The following is a 17,757-nucleotide window of genomic DNA, read 5'->3' as shown; positions in this document are numbered from 1 at the left end:
TCGAATTTAACAATTTCTTTATGTTTCGTTAAATTTACTATAACATTCTTCCTTTATATTATTAGTATCGACACCTATACAGAAAGGGGACTCCACAATGTTAGCATCTTTACAGCAACAACATATAAGAAAATTTTCACCTATCACAAACACTTCTACTTCTCATTTAAACATACAACCTAATCCATCCAAAATTTCAATTGCTCCTTCTGTTATATCTGTAATTGGTATTCATATACAGAAAAATAAACTTAAAATAAAAAGCGGACAAAGCGCCGATTTATCGGCTTCCGTTTTACCAATGCAGGCAACGAATCAAGAGCTTATTTGGACAAATATGAATTCCGATGTCATCACCATCTATCCGAAAGGTGAGACAGTAACGATTACAGGAAAAAGTGCGGGAAGAGCAGTTGTTATTGTCACAACTGCTGAAGGGAAATTCCGCGACTTATGTGTCGTTCACGTACAACCTTATATGACAAATCCAAAGTAACATAAAGAGAGTGGATTCGTATCCACTCTCTTACTTTATTTCAATTCCAGGATTTTTTCTTTTTAGCAACAAAATAAATTCTTCTTTATTTCTTGGAGAAATAAGTTCTGTTTCATATGATCCGTAAACAATTTCTAATCGATCAAATGATAACGCATAAGCCGATATTGGATTTTTTGTATTGGAAATTCGTTTTATGTCTCGTATAAATATACGTTTTTTAACGGGACCTGATGTAATCATAATTATTTCTTCCTTAACGATATATTTTGTTGAAAACCAACTCCAACTAAACAGTATAGCTAATGGAATTGTAAAAAATAAGAGAAAGTATTCTCTCCCTGCAAATATTGGAGCAAAACAGGCGCCTAAAACAATGAAAAAGATTGGATATAACCATCCATCTTTTTTTGATGGAAATTCCATTACGCTCTCTCCTCTCTTGATTTAAGTCAATGAATCATCCTCCTTCTCTTATTAAAATAAAAGTAATATTGAAATAGGAGGTCGACATATGAATGAACGAAAGTTTGCCTTATTTGCTGGTGCTTCTCTTCTTATTATGGCATTTGCTGCATTTTTTTCTTACGGTTTTGTTCACGGAAATCTCGTTGTACAAGGAGATGCGAGCACGACACTCCATAATATTCAAACTTCAAGTTCACTTTTCAAAGCAGAAATTTTCGGATGGATTATCCTTTTTATTACGGATATTATTGCCTCGTGGGCTCTTTATTTCTTTCTAAAACCTATCCATGCTAGCCTCTCATTACTAGCTGCCTGTCTTCGTCTTATGTATACAGCTATACTTGGGATTGCTATATTCAATTTAATATTTGTATTGCTACTTTCAAAAAGCACAGTTGCTAATTCAGAAGCATATACAATGTTATTTCTAGAAGCTTTTGAATACATTTGGTCTGTAGGATTAATCATTTTCGGCTTACATCTTCTCACCTTAGGATACGTAACCTTTCAATCTAAAAACATACCGAAAACTATTAGTATATTACTGCTTGTTGCTGCAATCGGCTATATCATCATTAACGTAATGAATACGATGTTTTCACAATATGATGCTATTATTTCCATTCTTAACGTTGTCTTTCAACTACCGATGATTGCAGGTGAACTAGGATTTAGTATATGGCTATTACTTAGAGGTGGAAAAAACTCTACTGTTTGAGTCGTTTCTTAATTCTGCTTAATGATTCTGGCGTAATACCTAGATAACTTGCCAGTTGATATTGCGGAACACGATGAATTAAATGCGGTCGTTTTTGTAATAATGATTTGTAGCGCTCTTCTGGTGTCGATGCAATAAATAACGTAAGCTCTTCTTGCACTTCACCAAAATTGTATTCAATCATTTGGCGCGTCATTTCTTCTAACTGTGAATATTTCTTATACATGTCCTTTTCACTATACAGATCGCCAACTACAACTAGACAATCTTCTAGGCACGTTAACGTATGTGGGGATGATTTATCTTGTTTATGATGATTGAAATTTGCGATTGCTTGTTCTTCTGTATAAAAATTTGATGTAACTTCTTTCCCGGCTTCATCTATACAATGTTGCCTCACGCATCCTTTTAACACAAAATAACATTTAGACGGAACATCTCCTTGTCTTAGGAGCACTGTTCCTTTTTTATATTCTTCAATTTGTAATTCACTGAGGATCAGTTGCTGCTCTTCTTCACTTAATGTTGTAAAACTCTTCATATACTTCTTTAATATCTCTTCCATTTCTCTCCCCCTTCTTCACTTAAATTTCTATAAAACAAAAAGAGAAGTATCACAACTTCTCTTTTCTCCCCTAACATTATAATTCCTGTGTACACACCGGCTCGTTCACCACATTTTTTGCTGTTCGCTTTTGTTGCTGTAGTAAGAAAACAGATACACCAAACAATACAAGCATGCTACCGATAATTTGCATTGCATTTAATTTTTCTCCAAGTAAGAAGAACGCAAGTATAGATGCCCCAACTGGTTCTCCTAAAATGCTCATTGAAATTGTTGTTGCATTTACGTAATTTAATAGCCAATTATTAATTACGTGTGACACTGTCGGTACAATCGCAAGTAAAAGAAAAATGCTCCAGTCCCACTTCGTATAACCTGTAAATGGCACTTGCAGCATAACGTTATAAATTGCTATAAATATACCAGCGAAGGCAAATACAGTGAAACTATAAATCCAATGCGATACTTTCTTTACTGTCGTTTGTCCGATAAATAAATAACCGACAACTGCTATCACACTTAAAAAGGATAATATATCCCCATAAATCGCTTGCTCACTTAGTCCTAAATCTCCCCAACCAATACACATTACGCCTAGTATCGCAATTCCCATCGTCGCAATTGCTGAATAGGTTGTTCTTTCTTTAAACAGCAAAAAACCTCCAACTAAAGATACGATAGGTTGAAGTGCTAAAATAATCGTCGAACTAGCAACTGTTGTATGCTTTAAAGATTCAAACCATAAAAGAAAATGAAGTGCTAAAAAGAAACCAGATCCAATTAAAAATCCCCAATCTTTTATTTGAATCTTACTAAACTCTTCCCGTTTTTTCCAAACGATAGGCAGCATAATAAGTACGATAATCAATAATCGATACATACTTAAAATTGAAGATGGTGCTGAGGACATCTTTGCAAAAACAGCTGCGAATGAAATGGCTATAATGGAAATGGCTAATGGTAGTGCGATTGACCTTTCTTGTTTCAAATCCTGTCTCCCCTCTCACCTGTAAAAAATCCCACTTCATTATATCCGTTTTCTTTCATAACTTAAATACTAATTTTTTAGATTCTTCGTACCATTATGGTAAAATAGAAATTAAGGCACCTATTAGTGATTATTTCTTTCCTTTTCACTACAAGCGTCGCTCTTACAATCATTACAGTAAATTTTTATTTAGGGGGATATACATGAATCAAACAATAGGGAGAATTGAAGAAATTTCATTTTTTAGTACATCACTTCAAGAGGAACTTACACTTCTTGTTTATTTACCAGTAAATTACACACCTCTCCATAAGCATACGGTTGTTATTGCACAAGATGGTAGAGATTATTTTCAGCTCGGTAAAGCGCACCGTGTAATTGAGCGTCTTCGTGAAACTGAAGAAATTGAACGCACAATTATTGTCGGTATTCCATATAAAAATGTACACGATCGTAAGGAAAAATATTTCCCAAGCGATGTAAAGAATGCTGCTTACATTCGTTTCCTTGCTCATGAACTTGCTCCATATATTGATGAAAATTATCCAACGTATCAAATGGGTAAAGGGCGCGTTTTAATTGGAGATTCTCTTGGCGGTACAGTTTCCTTTATGACCGCACTTATGTATCCGCATACATTTGGTAAGGTCGTTATGCAATCACCATTTGTTGATGAAACAGTGATGAACTTAGCAAAAGATTTCAAAAATCCGGGAGCGCTAGATCTTTATCACGTAATTGGGACCGAAGAAACAGCTGTCAAGCGTACAGATGGACAAGTATCTGATTTCGTAGAACCAAATCGCGAGTTAAATAAACTACTTACAGATAGAAATTTCATCACGCATTATGAAGAGTTTGAAGGGAATCACACTTGGAAGTATTGGCAAGCAGATTTACCGAAAGCATTTTCTCATATTCTATCAATGAAATAATAGAGAGCAGTGTTCAGAATAATTTGATATAATAGATAAAGAGATTTATTCTCAAAATCTAACTAGACTTGCAAAGGGAGGAATTGGAACATGAAATTAGGCATTGTAATTTTTCCATCAAAAATGATTCAAGATAAAGCGAACGGATTGCGTAAACGTTATGATCCGCATTACGCATTAGTTCCGCCACACATTACATTGAAAACACCCTTTGAGACGCAAGATGATCAATTAGAATCGATTGTGAATGAGTTACATACAATCGCAAATAAAACGAATCCTTTCACCCTTCATGTCGGGAAAGTCGGTTCATTCGCACCTGTTAATAATGTTCTTTATTTTAAAGTTGAAAAAACACCTGAACTTACTTTCTTAAATGAAGAAATGCATAATGGATTCTTTACACAAGAACGCGAGTACTCTTTCGTACCTCATTTAACAATCGGTCAAGACTTATCAGATGCAGAGCACGCTGATGTATTAGGTCGATTACGTATGAAAGATTTTTATTATGAGCAACCAATCGATCGTTTCCACCTTCTATATCAATTAGAAAACGGGACGTGGACTGTACATGAAACATTCCACCTTGGAAAGGGGAACAACTAATTTGCACGCACAAATCGTACAAACAGACGAACAGCTAAGTGATGCATTCTCTGTACGTAAACAAGTTTTTGTAAATGAACAACGAGTTTCTGCAGAAGAAGAGTATGATGAGTTTGAAAAAATTTCAACACACGTTGTTATATATGATAATGATGTTCCAGTTGGTGCTGGTCGCTTCCGCATCGTTGATGGAATAGGAAAAATGGAACGCATTTGTGTACTAGCTTCCCATCGTAAAAAAGGCATTGGAAAAATTGTTATGGATGCACTTGAAGCATATGCAAAGGAAGAAGCACTTCCAAAATTGAAACTTCATGCCCAAACACATGCTGAAGATTTCTATACGAAGCTAGGATACGTGACGGCTTCTGATGTGTTTATGGAAGCAAATATCCCGCACGTCGTAATGATAAAAGAATTATAAAGTGAAACTTTAATCAGTGGGGGTTTTGTTCATCCCCCACTGATTATTAGCCTTCACCAATCGGGCGTTTACGGGCAGTTGATCTCCCACCTGAATTTTGAGTTTGGAGTTTTACTGCCCGCAAATAGCGGGATAATTTTGTAGCAGGAGGTAGCCCCTCCTGTTTTTTACATTGCTATTTTCTTTTTCTTCCGCTAAAGTTAAATGTTGATGCTATAGTTTTGAAGGTGAATATATGACACAAGAAAAATTTTCACAAAAATCGTTAACACATGCTGGCATTCCGCAAGCGACGTATCATATTCCGAAAACATCTACCCATTTAATTATGGAAGAAGATGCAGATGCGGCATATTTCCGCGCTTTAGAACAGCAAGGTGTTTATTTAAATGAAAAACAGTTAGAAGCAGTGCAAACGACAGAAGGACCTGTCCTTACACTAGCTGGTGCTGGAAGTGGTAAAACATCTGTTTTGACAACTCGCGTTGGTTATTTAGTTAATGTAAAACATGTCCATCCGCGAAATATTTTGCTGCTGACGTTTACACAAAAAGCAGCTGAAGAAATTCGAAGCCGTGTAGCGAATTTACCTGGTATGAATCATGCCGCAAGTAGCTATGTCGTTGCTGGTACATTCCACTCTGTCTTTTTAAAATTGCTTCGTAGTCAAGGATATAATCAGCAAATTTTAGCAAATGAAAAACATAAACAAATTATGATAAAGAAAATTTTGAAAGAATTACGCTTAAAAGACGCTTATGATGCCGAAACGATACTCGCTATGATTTCACTTGAGAAAAATAAATTGAATCGTCCGAAAGATGTAAAAGCGAAAACACCGGTTGAACAAGAGTTCAAAGAAGTATACGAACGTTTCGAAGAGGTAAAACAACGATACAATTATATCGATTTTGACGACATCTTATTAGAAATGTATTATCTGTTAGAAAATAACGCTCCCCTGCTTACTCAATTACAAGAGCGTTTTCATTACATCGAAGTAGATGAGTTTCAAGATACGTCGTATGCACAATATGAAATTGTAAAATTGTTAGCCACGCCAAGAAATAATTTATTTATCGCAGGTGATGACGATCAAGCGATTTACGGCTGGCGAGGGGCAAGTCACCAAATTATTTTATCTTTTCCAAAGGAATTTGATAATACAACGATTATCGCGCTTAATACGAATTATCGATCTAATCCATTTATCGTCGGACTTGGAAATGAAGTTATTAAGCTCAATCAAGAACGTTTTGATAAAGAGCTATATTCTGTTCGTAACGATGGCATGCAGCCATTTTATGCACGACCTGCGACAACTCTTGATGAAGCAAATCAAATTTTGCAACTCATTCAGGAAAAAGTAGATAGTGGTGAACGAAATTATAAAGATTTTTGTTTATTATATCGTACACATTCTGTAAGCCGTTCTTTACTTGATCAGCTTACAATTCATAAGATTCCATTTATTAAACATGGAGCGAGCCAATCTTTCTACGAACATTCTTTAATTAGGCCCGTATTAGATCACTTACGACTCGTGCTTGGACCGTTCCGCCTCGAATCACTTTCAAATATATTACCAACAATGTATATTGGCCGTGATGAGTGCATTTCATTTATTGAACGTGAACAATGGAAATATGGTGAGGGCCGGTTCCCTTCCCTTCTTCATTTCCTATTACTAAATCCAAGCTTGAAACCTTTTCAAGTTAAAAAAGTAAATGAACGCATCGATTTTATTAAATTTATAAAAGAACTTGAACCGAAAAAAGCATTGAAAGAAATTATTCATGGTAAAGGAAAATATTTAGAGTACTTACAAAGTAATGATCGTTCTTCCTTTACGATGCATAAGGACATACAAGAAGAAATGCTAGAAGAATTAATGGAATCAGCAACTCGCTTTACGGATATTCCAGCTTATTTACAATTTATTAATGAAGCAATTCAAGGTCAAAAAGAAATGGAAGCATTAAAAACAATGCCGCAAAAAGATGCCGTATCGCTTATGTCGATTCATAACGCAAAAGGCCTTGAGTTTCCATGCGTCTTTTTACTCGGAGCAAGCGATGGTATATTGCCGCATACTTCTTCTTTAAAAGATGCCAATGACCGTGTAACTGAGACTTCTGAAGCGTTAGAAGAAGAAAGACGATTACTCTATGTCGCCATTACACGCGCAAAAGAAGAACTTTACATTTCCTCCCCGCAATTTTTCAGAGGAAAGAAACTAGATATATCTCGTTTTTTATATACTACGCGAAAAGATTTACCTGAAAAGACATCCATTAAATAAGGGTGTCTTTTTGCATATCACCTTATGTACATCCCCTCTATATAAATTCCCTGTTTCTATCCTGAGAATTAACGTAATATCAACCATATCCCGTTCATATTGTAATAGTGTATGTCAGAACTCACGATAAGGAGTGAACATAATGAGCTGCAATTGTAACGAAGATCATCATCACCATGATTTTGATTTCAACTGTGTATCTAATGTCGTTCGTTTTATACATGAATTACAAGAATGTGCAACCACAACATGTGGATCTGGATGCGAAGTTCCATTTTTAGGAGCACATAATAGCGCATCAGTAGCGAATACGCGTCCTTTTATTTTATACACAAAAGCTGGAACACCTTTCGAAGCATTTGCGCCATCTACCAGCCTTACTAGTTGCACTTCCCCAATTTTCCGAGTTGAAAGCATAGATGATGATGGCTGTGCTGTATTACGTGTACTAACCGTAACTATAGGCGGAGATCCTGTATCACCTGGCGATGATCCAATTTGCACGTTTTTAAATTTACCAAATGCGACTTTACGAGGAACGAATTCTTGCATTACTGTTGATTTAAGCTGTTTCTGCGCTATTCAATGCTTACGTGATGTTACGATTTAAAACTGAATAATGATTTAAGCATGGATTGGGTGGCAGAAATTTCTGTCACCCAATCCATGCTTAAAAGGTACTAATGTAGTTTTTTATAAAATTAGGAACTTGTCTAGAACAAAAAACTTATCCCTTTCATTGACTAAAAGTAGAAGAAATAAAGGAGTGAAAAACATGCTCTCTTCTGATAAATATAAATTTAATAAAATTGATTGCAACGCAAAAGCCGTTAGTACATTGCCAGCTTTCGGCTTTGCATTCAACGCTCTCGCCCCTCAATTCGCTTCATTATTCACACCACTGTTATTACCTAGTACAAGTTCAAACCCAGATCTCACTATTCCAGTAATAAATGATACAGTAAGTGTAGGAAATGGCATTAAAATACAAAGAACTGGTATTTATCAAATCAGCTATACATTATCAATAAGTTTTAATGATCCTAATTTTATACCATCAGCGGCTCGTTTTTTCTTATCATTAAATACGCCGCAGAATGTTATTCCTGGATCTGGTACAGCAGTACGCTCTAACGTTATTGGTGCCGGTCAAGTAGAAGTTTCCAGTGGTACTGTTCTCATTAACTTAAACCCTAATAATTTCATTCAAATCGTACCGGTTGAATTAGAAGGTAGTGTAGATATTCGCGCAGCAGCATTAACAGTCGTACAAATCGTTTAACCAAACGTGGTATTTCTTAATTGGAGTACCACGTTTAATTATTAAATGAAAAACACTCACAATAACATGAGTGTTTCATTCTTCATATTGTTTTATTGTATTTTTCTTCTTGCCACAATTACATCCCTTTTTCTTTACGAATCCTTGTTGCTGTAATTGTTCTTGATATGCCTGTTGTTGTTCTTGTTGCTGTTGCTGTTGCTGTTGCTGTTGCTGTTGCTGTTGCTGTTGCTGTTGCTGTTGCTGTTGCTGTTGCTGTTGCTGTTGCTGTTGCTGTTGCTGTTGCTGTTGCTGTAGGTAGTACCACTGCTGAAGATCATATGAATTTGGCCTTGGATTATTGCTCACAGCAAACATCTCCTCTACTGTCAATTCTGTCTATTTACTATATGAACAACTCCTTATTTCCGTTCCCTCATTCTTTTAAACTCCGCTTTTTCTAACATGGAAATTTATTATTCTCCCATAAAGTATCCTGTAATTGTTTCAATAATTGCTGCTGCTCCTGCAATAGCTAATAACGCTAGTAGCGGCTCTGCAACAATTTGAATCCAATTATATAAGACTAATAAAAAAGCACTGACCCATACACCTGTACACCAATAGCAACTTAATAATTCTCCAATCCACTTTCTTAATCCGTTACCTTTCACTTTTGTAAAAGTCGATACGCTTCCATCTGGCTCTGTAATCTCTAACTCATCAATAAACGGTCTTCGCAAAAAGGCTGTAATTTTATCATAAACAATAAGACGAGTTAACCTAAAAGCAGCTAGCGCGAAAATAAAAAATAAAAGCCAGCTTGTAAATAACATGATTCCACCTTCCCTATCTTCTTTAGCCTATTTAAAAAAAAAGGTCTTGAGACTGTGACCAAATCTCCCCTACTCCAATATCTTATTAATGTAAATACAAACAAGAAGATAAGGAGTGACATTAATGAGTTGTAACGAAAATAAACACCATAGCTCTTCTCATTGCGTAGTTGATGTTGTAAAATTTATCAATGAATTACAAGATTGTTCTACTACAACATGCGGATCTGGTTGCGAAATTCCATTTTTAGGAGCACACAGCAGTTCATCAGTAGCAAATACACGTCCTTTTATTTTATACACAAAAGCTGGAATACCTTTTGAGGCATTTGCGCCATCCGGAAGCCTTACAGAATGTACGTCACCATTTTTCCGCGTCGAGAGCGTAGATGACGATAGCTGTGCTGTATTACGTGTATTAACTGTAACTGTCGGCGGAGATCCAGTAACAGATGGGAATAAACAAATTTGTACGTTTTTAAATTTACCAAATGCAACTTTACGCGGTACAAATACTTGCATTACTGTTGATTTAAGCTGTTTCTGTGCTATTCAGTGCTTACGAGACGTTACTATCTAATAAGTAAACTAAAAAACTATTGGGGTGGTAGAATTGATCTACCACCTTTACATAATTTAAAAAACAGCCATATCAATTGATTTTATCTCTTCTATAGATACTCGAATATCTCTCATACTATTTGGCGGCATAATTGATACAACACCATTTCGATATGAAATAATAGATCCTACATATGAGACTGTCGCTGTTTTTATTCTACATCTTACTTTCGGAATGTAATGAGGGCGGTTTACTAAAAACTGAATTTTTTCTTCATTGCTCATATCCTTAAATGATTTATTGTGCGGGACTGTTCTCACCTGCTCTTGCTCTTCTGGTTCCTCTTCTACTTCTTCCTCTTCCTCCACTTGCTGCTCCTCTTTCTCAAGCTTTTCTTTTTCTACTGTCTCTTCCACCTCACTACTTACACTATTTTCATTTCTATCACTTTTCTCTTTTCTATCCTCACTTTCAAAGTTTGTAAGGATAATTCTTTTTATTTTCGGTGCAGCAAGTTCTAAATTTACTTGCGCAATATATAACAACGGTTTTCCAACTGTTGAGCTTTTATTCTTCACACTCGTCCCTCCCACTTCCATACATAGCTGGATAAATCGTGTACTATTATAGTTATATTCATAACGATGCAAGAACTTTCGTTAAAAATCGTTCTTTCCGAGAACAATTAAAAAGGACAGCCTCAATATTTAGAGACTGCCCTTTAACAAACTATAATAAATATTATATTTATCCTAGAATATGATATCCTGAATCAACATGAATATTCTCACCTGTTACTCCGCGTGCTAAATCACTGAATAAGAATACCGCTGTATCCCCAACTTCTTCTGGAGTTGTTGTGCGACGAAGTGGTGCGCGCTCCTCGATTTCTCTTAAGATTGAGTTGAAATCGCCTACACCTTTCGCAGATAACGTACGAATTGGTCCTGCAGAAATAGCGTTAACACGAATGCCATGTTGGCCTAAATCGTTCGCTAAATATTTCACGCTCGCTTCTAATGAAGCTTTTGCAACACCCATAACGTTATAGTTTTTCACAACGCGCTCGCCGCCAAGGTATGTTAACGTTAAAATATTTCCGCCTTCTGTCATCACTTTCTTCGCTTCTCTTGCTACAGCTGTTAAAGAGAATGCACTAATATTTTGTGCAAGTAAAAATCCATCGCGAGAAGTATCTACAAATTCGCCTTTTAAATCATCACGATTTGCAAAAGCAATACAATGTGCTACACCGTGAATTGTACCAACTTCTTGCTTAATCGTTTCAAAACAAGCTGTAAGTTCTTCATCATTCGTTACATCACAAGGTAATACAAGTGATTCTTGCCCTTCTAATGTATCCGCTAATTCACGAACGTTTCTTTCTAAACGCTCTCCTGCAAATGTGAATATTAATTTTGCACCTGCATTATGCAAAGAGCGAGCAATTCCCCATGCAATACTTCTTTGGTTCGCAACGCCCATAACAACAAATGTTTTCCCTTGTAATAGTTCCATGATATATCCTCCCAGAAATACTTATACTTGTTATTAGTACCTGATACTATGATTATAGTAACATAAAACCTCTTAAAGGCAAACAAAAAAGTCATTAACTTAAATTTGTTAATAACTTTTTGTTTCTATAAAAAACCGCTCTAATCCTTCTTCCCAAGAAGGCATTTGTAAAAAACTACTTAATCGTAGCATGTTATGTTGAAAGATAGAATATATTATTTTCATACCTTTCCACCGTTTCTTTTAACCCTTGTTCAAACGTATACTTCGGTTCCCAACCAAACTCATTCTTCATTTTTTGTGCATCAATCGCATAACGAAGATCGTGACCTAGACGGTCTGTAACAAATTCAATATCTTTTTTGTTTTTCCCAATAGATTAATAATTTGTTCCACAACATCTACATTTGTTTTTTCGTTATTTCCGCCTATATTATATACTTCTCCTAAACGCCCCTTATGCAAAACAACATCAATCGCGCTACAATGATCCGTTACATGTAACCAATCTCTTACATTTAATCCATCACCATATAACGGTAGATTTTTTCCTTCCAACGCATTCGTAACCATTAATGGAATTAACTTCTCAGGATATTGATACGGCCCATAGTTATTAGAACAACGCGTCACTATGGCTGGTAATTGATATGTTTTATAATAAGATAAAGCTATCATATCAGCGCTCGCCTTAATGGAAGAGTAAGGACTATTTGGCGCTAATGGGGTTTCCTCGGTAAACTTCCCTGTTTTCCCTAAAGACCCATAAACTTCATCTGTTAATACTTGCACGAGTTTAATATGTGGATATTTTTTCACTAACTCTAATAAAGTGACTGTCCCGATTACATTCGTATCATATTATTTATATCCGTAATATTGTTTCAGTTTATATACTGCATGATAAATCATCGGATATCGCCCAACGGAAAGTAAATGTTTATTCGTTACTTTCGTTATTGGATATAGTCTCGATCCAGTTCCACCCGCTAAAATAATCCCTTTCATTATGCATCTCTCCCTTATGATGGAGATAGTACATCTTTATAATATTCCATATACTTACCCTGTTCCATCTCAATCATATGTTATATGCACACAAAACTTTCCATTTAATTATATTGTTCCATATAATTAAAGTTTCTTTTCAAGCATACAAATATCCATGTCATTTTCTCATTAATTTCCACCTATTATATAACGAGAGATTTATGGAGGTGAATTTATGTCCAATCATAATGATTCAAATGACTTAAATCCAGGTGACTCTTTATCTTCCAGCACATTCGACCCTACATTTCCACAATTCCCCTTGTCACCTGGACCGACTGGCAATACTGGACCATCTGGTAACACCGAGCTGACTGGTAACACTGGACCAATTGGCGATACCGGGCCATCTGGTACTACCGGGCCGACTGGCAATACTGGACCAATCGGTAACACTGGACCATCTGGTACTACCGGGCCATCTGGTAACACTGGGCCGACTGGCAATACCGGGCCATCTGGTAACACTGGGCCGACTGGCAATACCGGGCCATCTGGTAACACTGGGCCGACTGGCAATACCGGGCCATCTGGTAACACTGGGCCGACTGGCAATACCGGGCCATCTGGTAACACTGGGCCGACTGGTGCTACTGGGCCGACTAGATTAGGACTTCCAGCAGGATTGTACGCATTTAACTCCGCTGCGAGTAGCATCAACGTTGGGATTAACACGCCTGTACCATTTAATACCGTTGGATCACAGCTCGGTACAGCGATTACTCAATTAGATAGCGATACTTTCACCATACACCAAAGTGGATTATATAAAATTACTGTTATCGCATATACCGCAACATCAGGATTACTGGGTGGCATTGAAATTCAAGTGAATGGCGTAACAGTGCCAGGTGCTGTAAGAAACTTAGTTTCACTTGGAACACCTATCGTTATCCAAGCGATTGCACAAATTACAACAGCTCCAGTATCAGTGGAAGTAATTGGTATAGAGGCGGTATTATCACTAGCTGTTGGTACGGGGGCATCAATTGTTATTGAAAAAATTGCATAATTGTTTCCTTAGCAGTAGGACTGGACCAGTTTTACTGCTTTCCCAATTTTATAGGTACCATCCCAACCTCATTCTAAATGCGGATGTGCATCTCCCCTACAACTTGAATATAATTACAAAAGAGATATTCTCCTTCCTATTATGTATGACTTTCCATAAATAGTGGAATAAATGTATGAACAGTCTACTTGCATATTATTTTTTGCAATCACGTCATCATCACACCTACTAGGCGATAGAAAGGAATACATACTGTGAAAGATACGAACTCTCAATATCAAATAGACTACATACTAATCTTTATTTTATTTGCCATTGGGACTGTTAGTTGCTTTGCTATTGCAAGTGCACAAGCTTCTTTACCGCCATTTTTACAAAACATAAATTTTGCATTAAAACAAATCCAATGGTATGTCATTGGATTTGTGGCAATTGGCGTTATTATGATTATTGATTTCGATCGATATAAACAAATTGCTTGGTATTTGTATAGCTTTGCCCTCATACTTCTTATTGGTCTAGAGCTTCAAGTTCCAGGTGCCGTTACGATTAAAGGGGCTACCGCATGGTATAGACTCCCAGGCATCGGAAACTTTCAACCTTCTGAAATTATGAAATTATTTTTAATTATCATCATTGGACGAATTATAGCAAATCATAATGAAAAGTACTTTTTGCGGACAACCCGTGAAGATTTTATTTTACTTGGAAAAATATTCGCAGCTAGTTTACCTCCACTACTTTTAATCGCAAAAGAACCTGATTTAGGAAACACTATGGTAATATCAGCGATGCTTGCAGCAATGATTTTAGTTTCTGGTATACGTTGGCGCCTTATCCTCGGATTAACCTCCGTCATTTTCGTCATAGGCTCTACCTTAATATATATTTATTTCACTCATACAGAGTTCTTTAAAGAACGTATTCTAAAAGAGTATCAATTAAACCGCTTCTATGGCTGGCTATCCCCTTACGAATATGACGCACAAGGATACCAATTAAGACAGGCATTCTTAGCTACCGGATCAGGAGAAATGCAAGGAAAAGGATGGGAAAATGGACAAGTATATTTTCCAGAGCCACATACAGATTTTATTTTCACAAATGTCGCTGAACAGTTCGGCTTTTTAGGAGCAAGTGTTATTATTTCACTTTTTTTCTTACTCATTTACCGAATGATCCATATCGCTTTAGAAAGCAATGAACCTTTCGGTAGTTATATTTGCGCTGGTACAATCGGAATGTTCACCTTCCAAGTATTCCAAAATATTGGGATGACAATCGGTTTACTCCCTATTACAGGAATAACATTACCTCTTATGAGCTATGGCGGGAGTTCACTACTCACATACATGATTGCTATTGGATTTATTTTAAACGTACGTTCAAGAACGAAAGTCTTTATGTTTAAATGAACCATATCGGAAAACGGTATGTTTTTTTCTATATCCATTTTAGATATACTAATGAAAAAATGAACTGGAGGTTTACATATGAAATATGACATTATAGGTGATATTCACGGATGCTTCCAAGAGTTTCAAGATTTAACAACGAAACTAGGATATAGCTGGGCTAGTGGTCTCCCTATACATAACGCCAATCGAAAGCTGGCGTTCGTTGGTGATATTACAGACCGCGGCCCTCATTCATTACGTATGATTGAAATCGTATGGGAGCTCGTAATAAATAGAAAAGAAGCTTATTATGCGCCTGGGAATCACTGTAATAAACTGTATCGTTTTTTCCTTGGGCGTAATGTTTCAATCGCTCATGGACTCGAAACAACTGTTGCCGAATATGAAGCATTACCTTCTAATAAACAACAAATCATAAAAGAAAAGTTCATTACGCTTTACGAGCAGTCCCCACTGTATCACATACTGGATAACAAGAAATTAATCGTATGCCATGCTGGCATTCGTCAGGATTACATAGGAAGAAATGATAAAAAAGTGCAAACATTTGTATTATATGGTGATATTACAGGAGAAAAGCATCCTGACGGCTCACCTGTACGCCGAGATTGGGCAAAAGAGTATAAGGGAGAAACATGGATTATATATGGACATACACCTGTCAACGAGCCTCGCTTTGTGAATCATACAATCAATATTGATACCGGTGCTGTATTTGGCGGCAAACTAACTGGACTTCGTTATCCTGAAATGGAGACCATTTCCGTCCCTTCCTCCCTACCTTTTGTCACTGAGAAATTCCGCCCAATTTCATAATTATATTTACCTTTTTACAATTCATTCCCAGTACATATAAAGAATGCTTTCTAGGCGAATTCCTCGTTAAAAATCGGTCATACAGTAAAAAAAAGATGCCATGAAGTGCATCTTTTTTTTACTATGCGGCATATACTGTCGCAGGAGGTGACGGAATGAAGAAAAAACGATCTAAACAAAAAAGAAATTTCTCTCCTTTATATCATCCCATATATGGAATTAATAACTGGTGTAGCATACGAGCTGCGGCTATTGAAGAGATAGAAGAACGAGAGGAAATAAAAACAGGGAAAACGAGAGGAACATATATTTCTTTAGAAAATGCTGTTATGAGACGAATTATAGATAACAGAAAAATAAAGGCACTACAAAAAAAGAAACGCCTTTCTCATAACAATGAGCCTATACTTGAGTCAAAGAATTTACAGGAGAATATAAACAAAGAAATTCCTGAAACAATTAAAGAAAAAATCCAAGCTGAAATTCCTAGAGCAAGTAAAGAAAAGGCCCAAGCTGAAATTCCTAGAGCAAGTAAAGAAAAGGCCCAAACTGAAATTCCTAAAGCAATTAAAGAAAAGGTCCAAGCTGAAATTCCTAAAGCAATTAAAGAAAAGGCCCAAGCTGAAATTCCTAAAGCAATTAAAGAAAAGGCCCAAACTGAAATTCCTAAAACAATTAAAGAAAAGGCCCAAGCTGAAATTCCCACCAATATTATACAGCAAGTAACAAAAATAAAAGAGGAATTAACTTTAACCAATGACATAAAAAAAGAGGATTCTACCATCATTCATCCCCCTATACTTTCACCTACTCCTGCAGAGAATGAAAAAGTAGCCAGATACGCATATAAGGAGGGCCTTCACTCCACAGCTGACGGGATAGCCTCACATGCCGAAGGATTTCTTACTCATACAGAGGGTGCCTTTTCTCATGCAGAAGGTTCAAAAACAAAGGCAACTGGACATAGTTCGCATAGCGAAGGAAGTGAAACGACAGCAGGCGGCTCTTATTCTCATGCAGAAGGAAAACATGCAATTGCTTTGGGCGAAGCAGCACATGCAGAAGGAACCGCAACTATCGCTAACGGATTCTCATCTCATGCGGAAGGAAATCATACATCAACAGCTAATTTTGCAGGTAGCCATATTATGGGGCGCTTCGGCACAGCAGAAGAAGCTTATTCTTGGTTTATTGCGAATGGCACAAGTGAAACCGATCATAATATAGGGGCAAAATGGCTTGCTCATAACGGAGAAATGTATATCGATGGTGCTTCTTACAATGCAAGCGGTACTGATTTTGCACAAATGTTTGAGACAGTAGATCATCGCCCTATTGATGTCGGTTATTTCGTTACATTTAGTAGAGAAGAAAAAATCCGAAAAGCTACTTCAAATGATTCATTCATATTAGGAATATCTAGCGCCACTCCTGCTCTCATAGGAAATAGCGGTGCTTTAAGTTGGCAAAAACGCTATGAAACAGATAGCTTCGGAAAACGTCAATATACACGTACTAACAAACAAGAAATACAACCCCTTTTAAATACAGAATGGGATCCAGCTTGTAAGTATATATCAAGAAAAGACCGTACTGAGTGGCTTCCTGTCGGATTAATTGGACAAATGTTAGTACATGATGACGGCACTTGCGAACCACACGGGTATTGTCGTCCAAATGATGACGGCATTGCTACAAAAGCTGAAAGTGGCTTTTTCGTTATAAAACGTACTGGTGAAAATCAAATTTTAATATTATTTCGCTAAAAAAAGGGAACAA

General features: G+C 36.6%; 19 protein-coding genes and 4 pseudogenes. 13 read left to right on the top strand and 10 right to left on the bottom strand.

Features of this window, described 5'->3' with window-relative positions:
• The first annotated feature begins 97 nt into the window (after positions 1-97).
• Positions 98-496 (top strand): Ig-like domain-containing protein, encoded by a 399-nt coding sequence (locus BWGOE10_RS06000; protein WP_070141310.1) that lies wholly within the window; start codon positions 98-100, stop codon positions 494-496.
• Positions 497-526: 30 nt separating this feature from the next.
• On the opposite strand, the gene BWGOE10_RS05995 is transcribed toward BWGOE10_RS06000, so the two are convergent.
• Positions 527-922, bottom strand: coding sequence for a PH domain-containing protein (locus BWGOE10_RS05995; protein ID WP_070141309.1), 396 nt, complete (start codon positions 920-922; stop codon positions 527-529).
• Between the two features lie 88 nt (positions 923-1,010).
• Between BWGOE10_RS05995 and BWGOE10_RS05990 the strand changes: the two genes are divergently transcribed.
• Positions 1,011-1,682, top strand: coding sequence for a DUF4386 domain-containing protein (locus BWGOE10_RS05990; RefSeq protein WP_070141308.1), 672 nt, complete (start codon positions 1,011-1,013; stop codon positions 1,680-1,682).
• Here the strand turns inward: BWGOE10_RS05990 and BWGOE10_RS05985 are convergent.
• Both BWGOE10_RS05985 and BWGOE10_RS05980 read right to left on the bottom strand, forming a co-directional pair.
• A complete protein-coding gene (locus tag BWGOE10_RS05985) occupies positions 1,672-2,247 on the bottom strand; it encodes a Crp/Fnr family transcriptional regulator (RefSeq protein ID WP_070141307.1) in 576 nt (191 codons plus the stop codon). The genes BWGOE10_RS05990 and BWGOE10_RS05985 overlap by 11 nt on opposite strands.
• A 76-nt stretch (positions 2,248-2,323) precedes the next feature.
• Complete coding sequence (locus BWGOE10_RS05980) at positions 2,324-3,235, bottom strand: DMT family transporter (protein ID WP_070141306.1); 912 nt, start codon at positions 3,233-3,235, stop codon at positions 2,324-2,326.
• A gap of 203 nt (positions 3,236-3,438) precedes the next feature.
• Here BWGOE10_RS05980 and BWGOE10_RS05975 point away from each other — a divergent pair, with 203 nt between their 5' ends.
• The 6 genes from BWGOE10_RS05975 (at position 3,439) to exsF (ending at position 8,787) form a co-directional block, all read left to right on the top strand.
• Positions 3,439-4,170 carry an alpha/beta hydrolase gene (locus tag BWGOE10_RS05975; protein ID WP_070141305.1) on the top strand — a complete coding sequence of 244 codons (732 nt, stop codon included), beginning with the start codon at positions 3,439-3,441 and terminating at the stop codon, positions 4,168-4,170.
• A gap of 90 nt (positions 4,171-4,260) precedes the next feature.
• Positions 4,261-4,779, top strand: a complete 519-nt coding sequence (locus tag BWGOE10_RS05970; protein ID WP_070141304.1) for a YjcG family protein — start codon at positions 4,261-4,263, stop codon at positions 4,777-4,779.
• Between the two features lies 1 nt (position 4,780).
• Positions 4,781-5,203 (top strand): GNAT family N-acetyltransferase, encoded by a 423-nt coding sequence (locus BWGOE10_RS05965; RefSeq protein WP_070141303.1) that lies wholly within the window; start codon positions 4,781-4,783, stop codon positions 5,201-5,203.
• Positions 5,204-5,438: 235 nt separating this feature from the next.
• Positions 5,439-7,505 (top strand): ATP-dependent helicase, encoded by a 2,067-nt coding sequence (locus tag BWGOE10_RS05960; RefSeq protein ID WP_070141302.1) that lies wholly within the window; start codon positions 5,439-5,441, stop codon positions 7,503-7,505.
• Positions 7,506-7,647: 142 nt separating this feature from the next.
• Positions 7,648-8,115 carry a CotY/CotZ family spore coat protein gene (locus BWGOE10_RS05955; RefSeq protein WP_070168294.1) on the top strand — a complete coding sequence of 156 codons (468 nt, stop codon included), beginning with the start codon at positions 7,648-7,650 and terminating at the stop codon, positions 8,113-8,115.
• A gap of 165 nt (positions 8,116-8,280) precedes the next feature.
• A complete protein-coding gene (gene exsF / locus BWGOE10_RS05950; RefSeq protein WP_070141300.1) occupies positions 8,281-8,787 on the top strand; it encodes an exosporium protein ExsF in 507 nt (168 codons plus the stop codon).
• Between the two features lie 75 nt (positions 8,788-8,862).
• Here the strand turns inward: exsF and BWGOE10_RS33275 are convergent.
• Positions 8,863-8,985 (bottom strand): annotated as a pseudogene (locus BWGOE10_RS33275) (cytochrome C oxidase subunit III); the annotation flags it as partial.
• A gap of 257 nt (positions 8,986-9,242) precedes the next feature.
• On the bottom strand, positions 9,243-9,602 hold the full coding sequence (locus BWGOE10_RS05935; protein ID WP_070141299.1) for a DUF1360 domain-containing protein: 360 nt from the start codon (positions 9,600-9,602) through the stop codon (positions 9,243-9,245).
• A gap of 124 nt (positions 9,603-9,726) precedes the next feature.
• On the opposite strand from BWGOE10_RS05935, the gene BWGOE10_RS05930 reads away from it, so the two are divergent.
• Positions 9,727-10,182, top strand: a complete 456-nt coding sequence (locus tag BWGOE10_RS05930; protein ID WP_070141298.1) for a CotY/CotZ family spore coat protein — start codon at positions 9,727-9,729, stop codon at positions 10,180-10,182.
• Between the two features lie 56 nt (positions 10,183-10,238).
• Here the strand turns inward: BWGOE10_RS05930 and BWGOE10_RS05925 are convergent, their stop codons facing one another.
• From BWGOE10_RS05925 to BWGOE10_RS29595, 5 genes and pseudogenes are all read right to left on the bottom strand, one after another.
• A complete protein-coding gene (locus tag BWGOE10_RS05925; RefSeq protein ID WP_070141297.1) occupies positions 10,239-10,763 on the bottom strand; it encodes a CotO family spore coat protein in 525 nt (174 codons plus the stop codon).
• 148 nt (positions 10,764-10,911) lie between these two features.
• Entirely contained in the window at positions 10,912-11,682 is a 771-nt protein-coding gene (gene fabI / locus BWGOE10_RS05920) for an enoyl-ACP reductase FabI (protein WP_002158869.1), read from the bottom strand.
• Between the two features lie 108 nt (positions 11,683-11,790).
• Positions 11,791-11,895 (bottom strand): annotated as a pseudogene (locus BWGOE10_RS31165) (dTDP-4-dehydrorhamnose reductase); the annotation flags it as partial.
• A pseudogene (locus BWGOE10_RS05915) lies at positions 11,876-12,543 on the bottom strand (dTDP-glucose 4,6-dehydratase); the annotation flags it as partial. The pseudogenes BWGOE10_RS05915 and BWGOE10_RS31165, both read right to left, overlap by 20 nt.
• 18 nt (positions 12,544-12,561) lie before the next feature.
• Positions 12,562-12,690 (bottom strand): annotated as a pseudogene (locus BWGOE10_RS29595) (sugar phosphate nucleotidyltransferase); the annotation flags it as partial.
• Positions 12,691-12,907: 217 nt separating this feature from the next.
• Between BWGOE10_RS29595 and BWGOE10_RS05910 the strand changes: the two are divergent.
• The 4 genes from BWGOE10_RS05910 to BWGOE10_RS05895 all read left to right on the top strand — a co-directional run bounded on the left by BWGOE10_RS05910 (position 12,908) and on the right by BWGOE10_RS05895 (position 17,744).
• Positions 12,908-13,744 (top strand): BclA C-terminal domain-containing protein, encoded by an 837-nt coding sequence (locus BWGOE10_RS05910; protein WP_070141296.1) that lies wholly within the window; start codon positions 12,908-12,910, stop codon positions 13,742-13,744.
• A 254-nt stretch (positions 13,745-13,998) separates the two neighbouring features.
• The gene (locus BWGOE10_RS05905; protein WP_070141295.1) at positions 13,999-15,159 is read left to right on the top strand and encodes an FtsW/RodA/SpoVE family cell cycle protein; all 1,161 of its coding nucleotides are present in this window, start codon (positions 13,999-14,001) and stop codon (positions 15,157-15,159) included.
• A 78-nt stretch (positions 15,160-15,237) separates the two neighbouring features.
• Complete coding sequence (gene prpE / locus BWGOE10_RS05900; RefSeq protein ID WP_070141294.1) at positions 15,238-15,978, top strand: bis(5'-nucleosyl)-tetraphosphatase PrpE; 741 nt, start codon at positions 15,238-15,240, stop codon at positions 15,976-15,978.
• A 155-nt stretch (positions 15,979-16,133) separates the two neighbouring features.
• Entirely contained in the window at positions 16,134-17,744 is a 1,611-nt protein-coding gene (locus tag BWGOE10_RS05895; RefSeq protein WP_070141293.1) for a peptidase G2 autoproteolytic cleavage domain-containing protein, read from the top strand.
• Positions 17,745-17,757: the final 13 nt, after the last annotated feature.

This window comes from Bacillus mycoides (assembly GCF_001757995.1).
In the GTDB taxonomy this organism is placed as follows: domain Bacteria; phylum Bacillota; class Bacilli; order Bacillales; family Bacillaceae_G; genus Bacillus_A; species Bacillus_A mycoides_B.
Note: the sequence above shows the minus strand (reverse complement) of the source record. Positions and strands in the feature narration are given on the sequence as shown.

Coding starts and splice junctions, on each gene's coding strand:
- BWGOE10_RS06000 (WP_070141310.1), top strand. CDS start 98: ATGTTAGCATCTTTACAGCAACAACATATAAGAAAATTTTCACCTATC.
- BWGOE10_RS05995 (WP_070141309.1), bottom strand. CDS start 922: ATGGAATTTCCATCAAAAAAAGATGGATGGTTATATCCAATCTTTTTC.
- BWGOE10_RS05990 (WP_070141308.1), top strand. CDS start 1,011: ATGAATGAACGAAAGTTTGCCTTATTTGCTGGTGCTTCTCTTCTTATT.
- BWGOE10_RS05985 (WP_070141307.1), bottom strand. CDS start 2,247: ATGGAAGAGATATTAAAGAAGTATATGAAGAGTTTTACAACATTAAGT.
- BWGOE10_RS05975 (WP_070141305.1), top strand. CDS start 3,439: ATGAATCAAACAATAGGGAGAATTGAAGAAATTTCATTTTTTAGTACA.
- BWGOE10_RS05970 (WP_070141304.1), top strand. CDS start 4,261: ATGAAATTAGGCATTGTAATTTTTCCATCAAAAATGATTCAAGATAAA.
- BWGOE10_RS05960 (WP_070141302.1), top strand. CDS start 5,439: ATGACACAAGAAAAATTTTCACAAAAATCGTTAACACATGCTGGCATT.
- BWGOE10_RS05955 (WP_070168294.1), top strand. CDS start 7,648: ATGAGCTGCAATTGTAACGAAGATCATCATCACCATGATTTTGATTTC.
- exsF (WP_070141300.1), top strand. CDS start 8,281: ATGCTCTCTTCTGATAAATATAAATTTAATAAAATTGATTGCAACGCA.
- BWGOE10_RS05935 (WP_070141299.1), bottom strand. CDS start 9,602: ATGTTATTTACAAGCTGGCTTTTATTTTTTATTTTCGCGCTAGCTGCT.
- BWGOE10_RS05930 (WP_070141298.1), top strand. CDS start 9,727: ATGAGTTGTAACGAAAATAAACACCATAGCTCTTCTCATTGCGTAGTT.
- BWGOE10_RS05925 (WP_070141297.1), bottom strand. CDS start 10,763: ATGGAAGTGGGAGGGACGAGTGTGAAGAATAAAAGCTCAACAGTTGGA.
- fabI (WP_002158869.1), bottom strand. CDS start 11,682: ATGGAACTATTACAAGGGAAAACATTTGTTGTTATGGGCGTTGCGAAC.
- BWGOE10_RS05910 (WP_070141296.1), top strand. CDS start 12,908: ATGTCCAATCATAATGATTCAAATGACTTAAATCCAGGTGACTCTTTA.
- prpE (WP_070141294.1), top strand. CDS start 15,238: ATGAAATATGACATTATAGGTGATATTCACGGATGCTTCCAAGAGTTT.
- BWGOE10_RS05895 (WP_070141293.1), top strand. CDS start 16,134: ATGAAGAAAAAACGATCTAAACAAAAAAGAAATTTCTCTCCTTTATAT.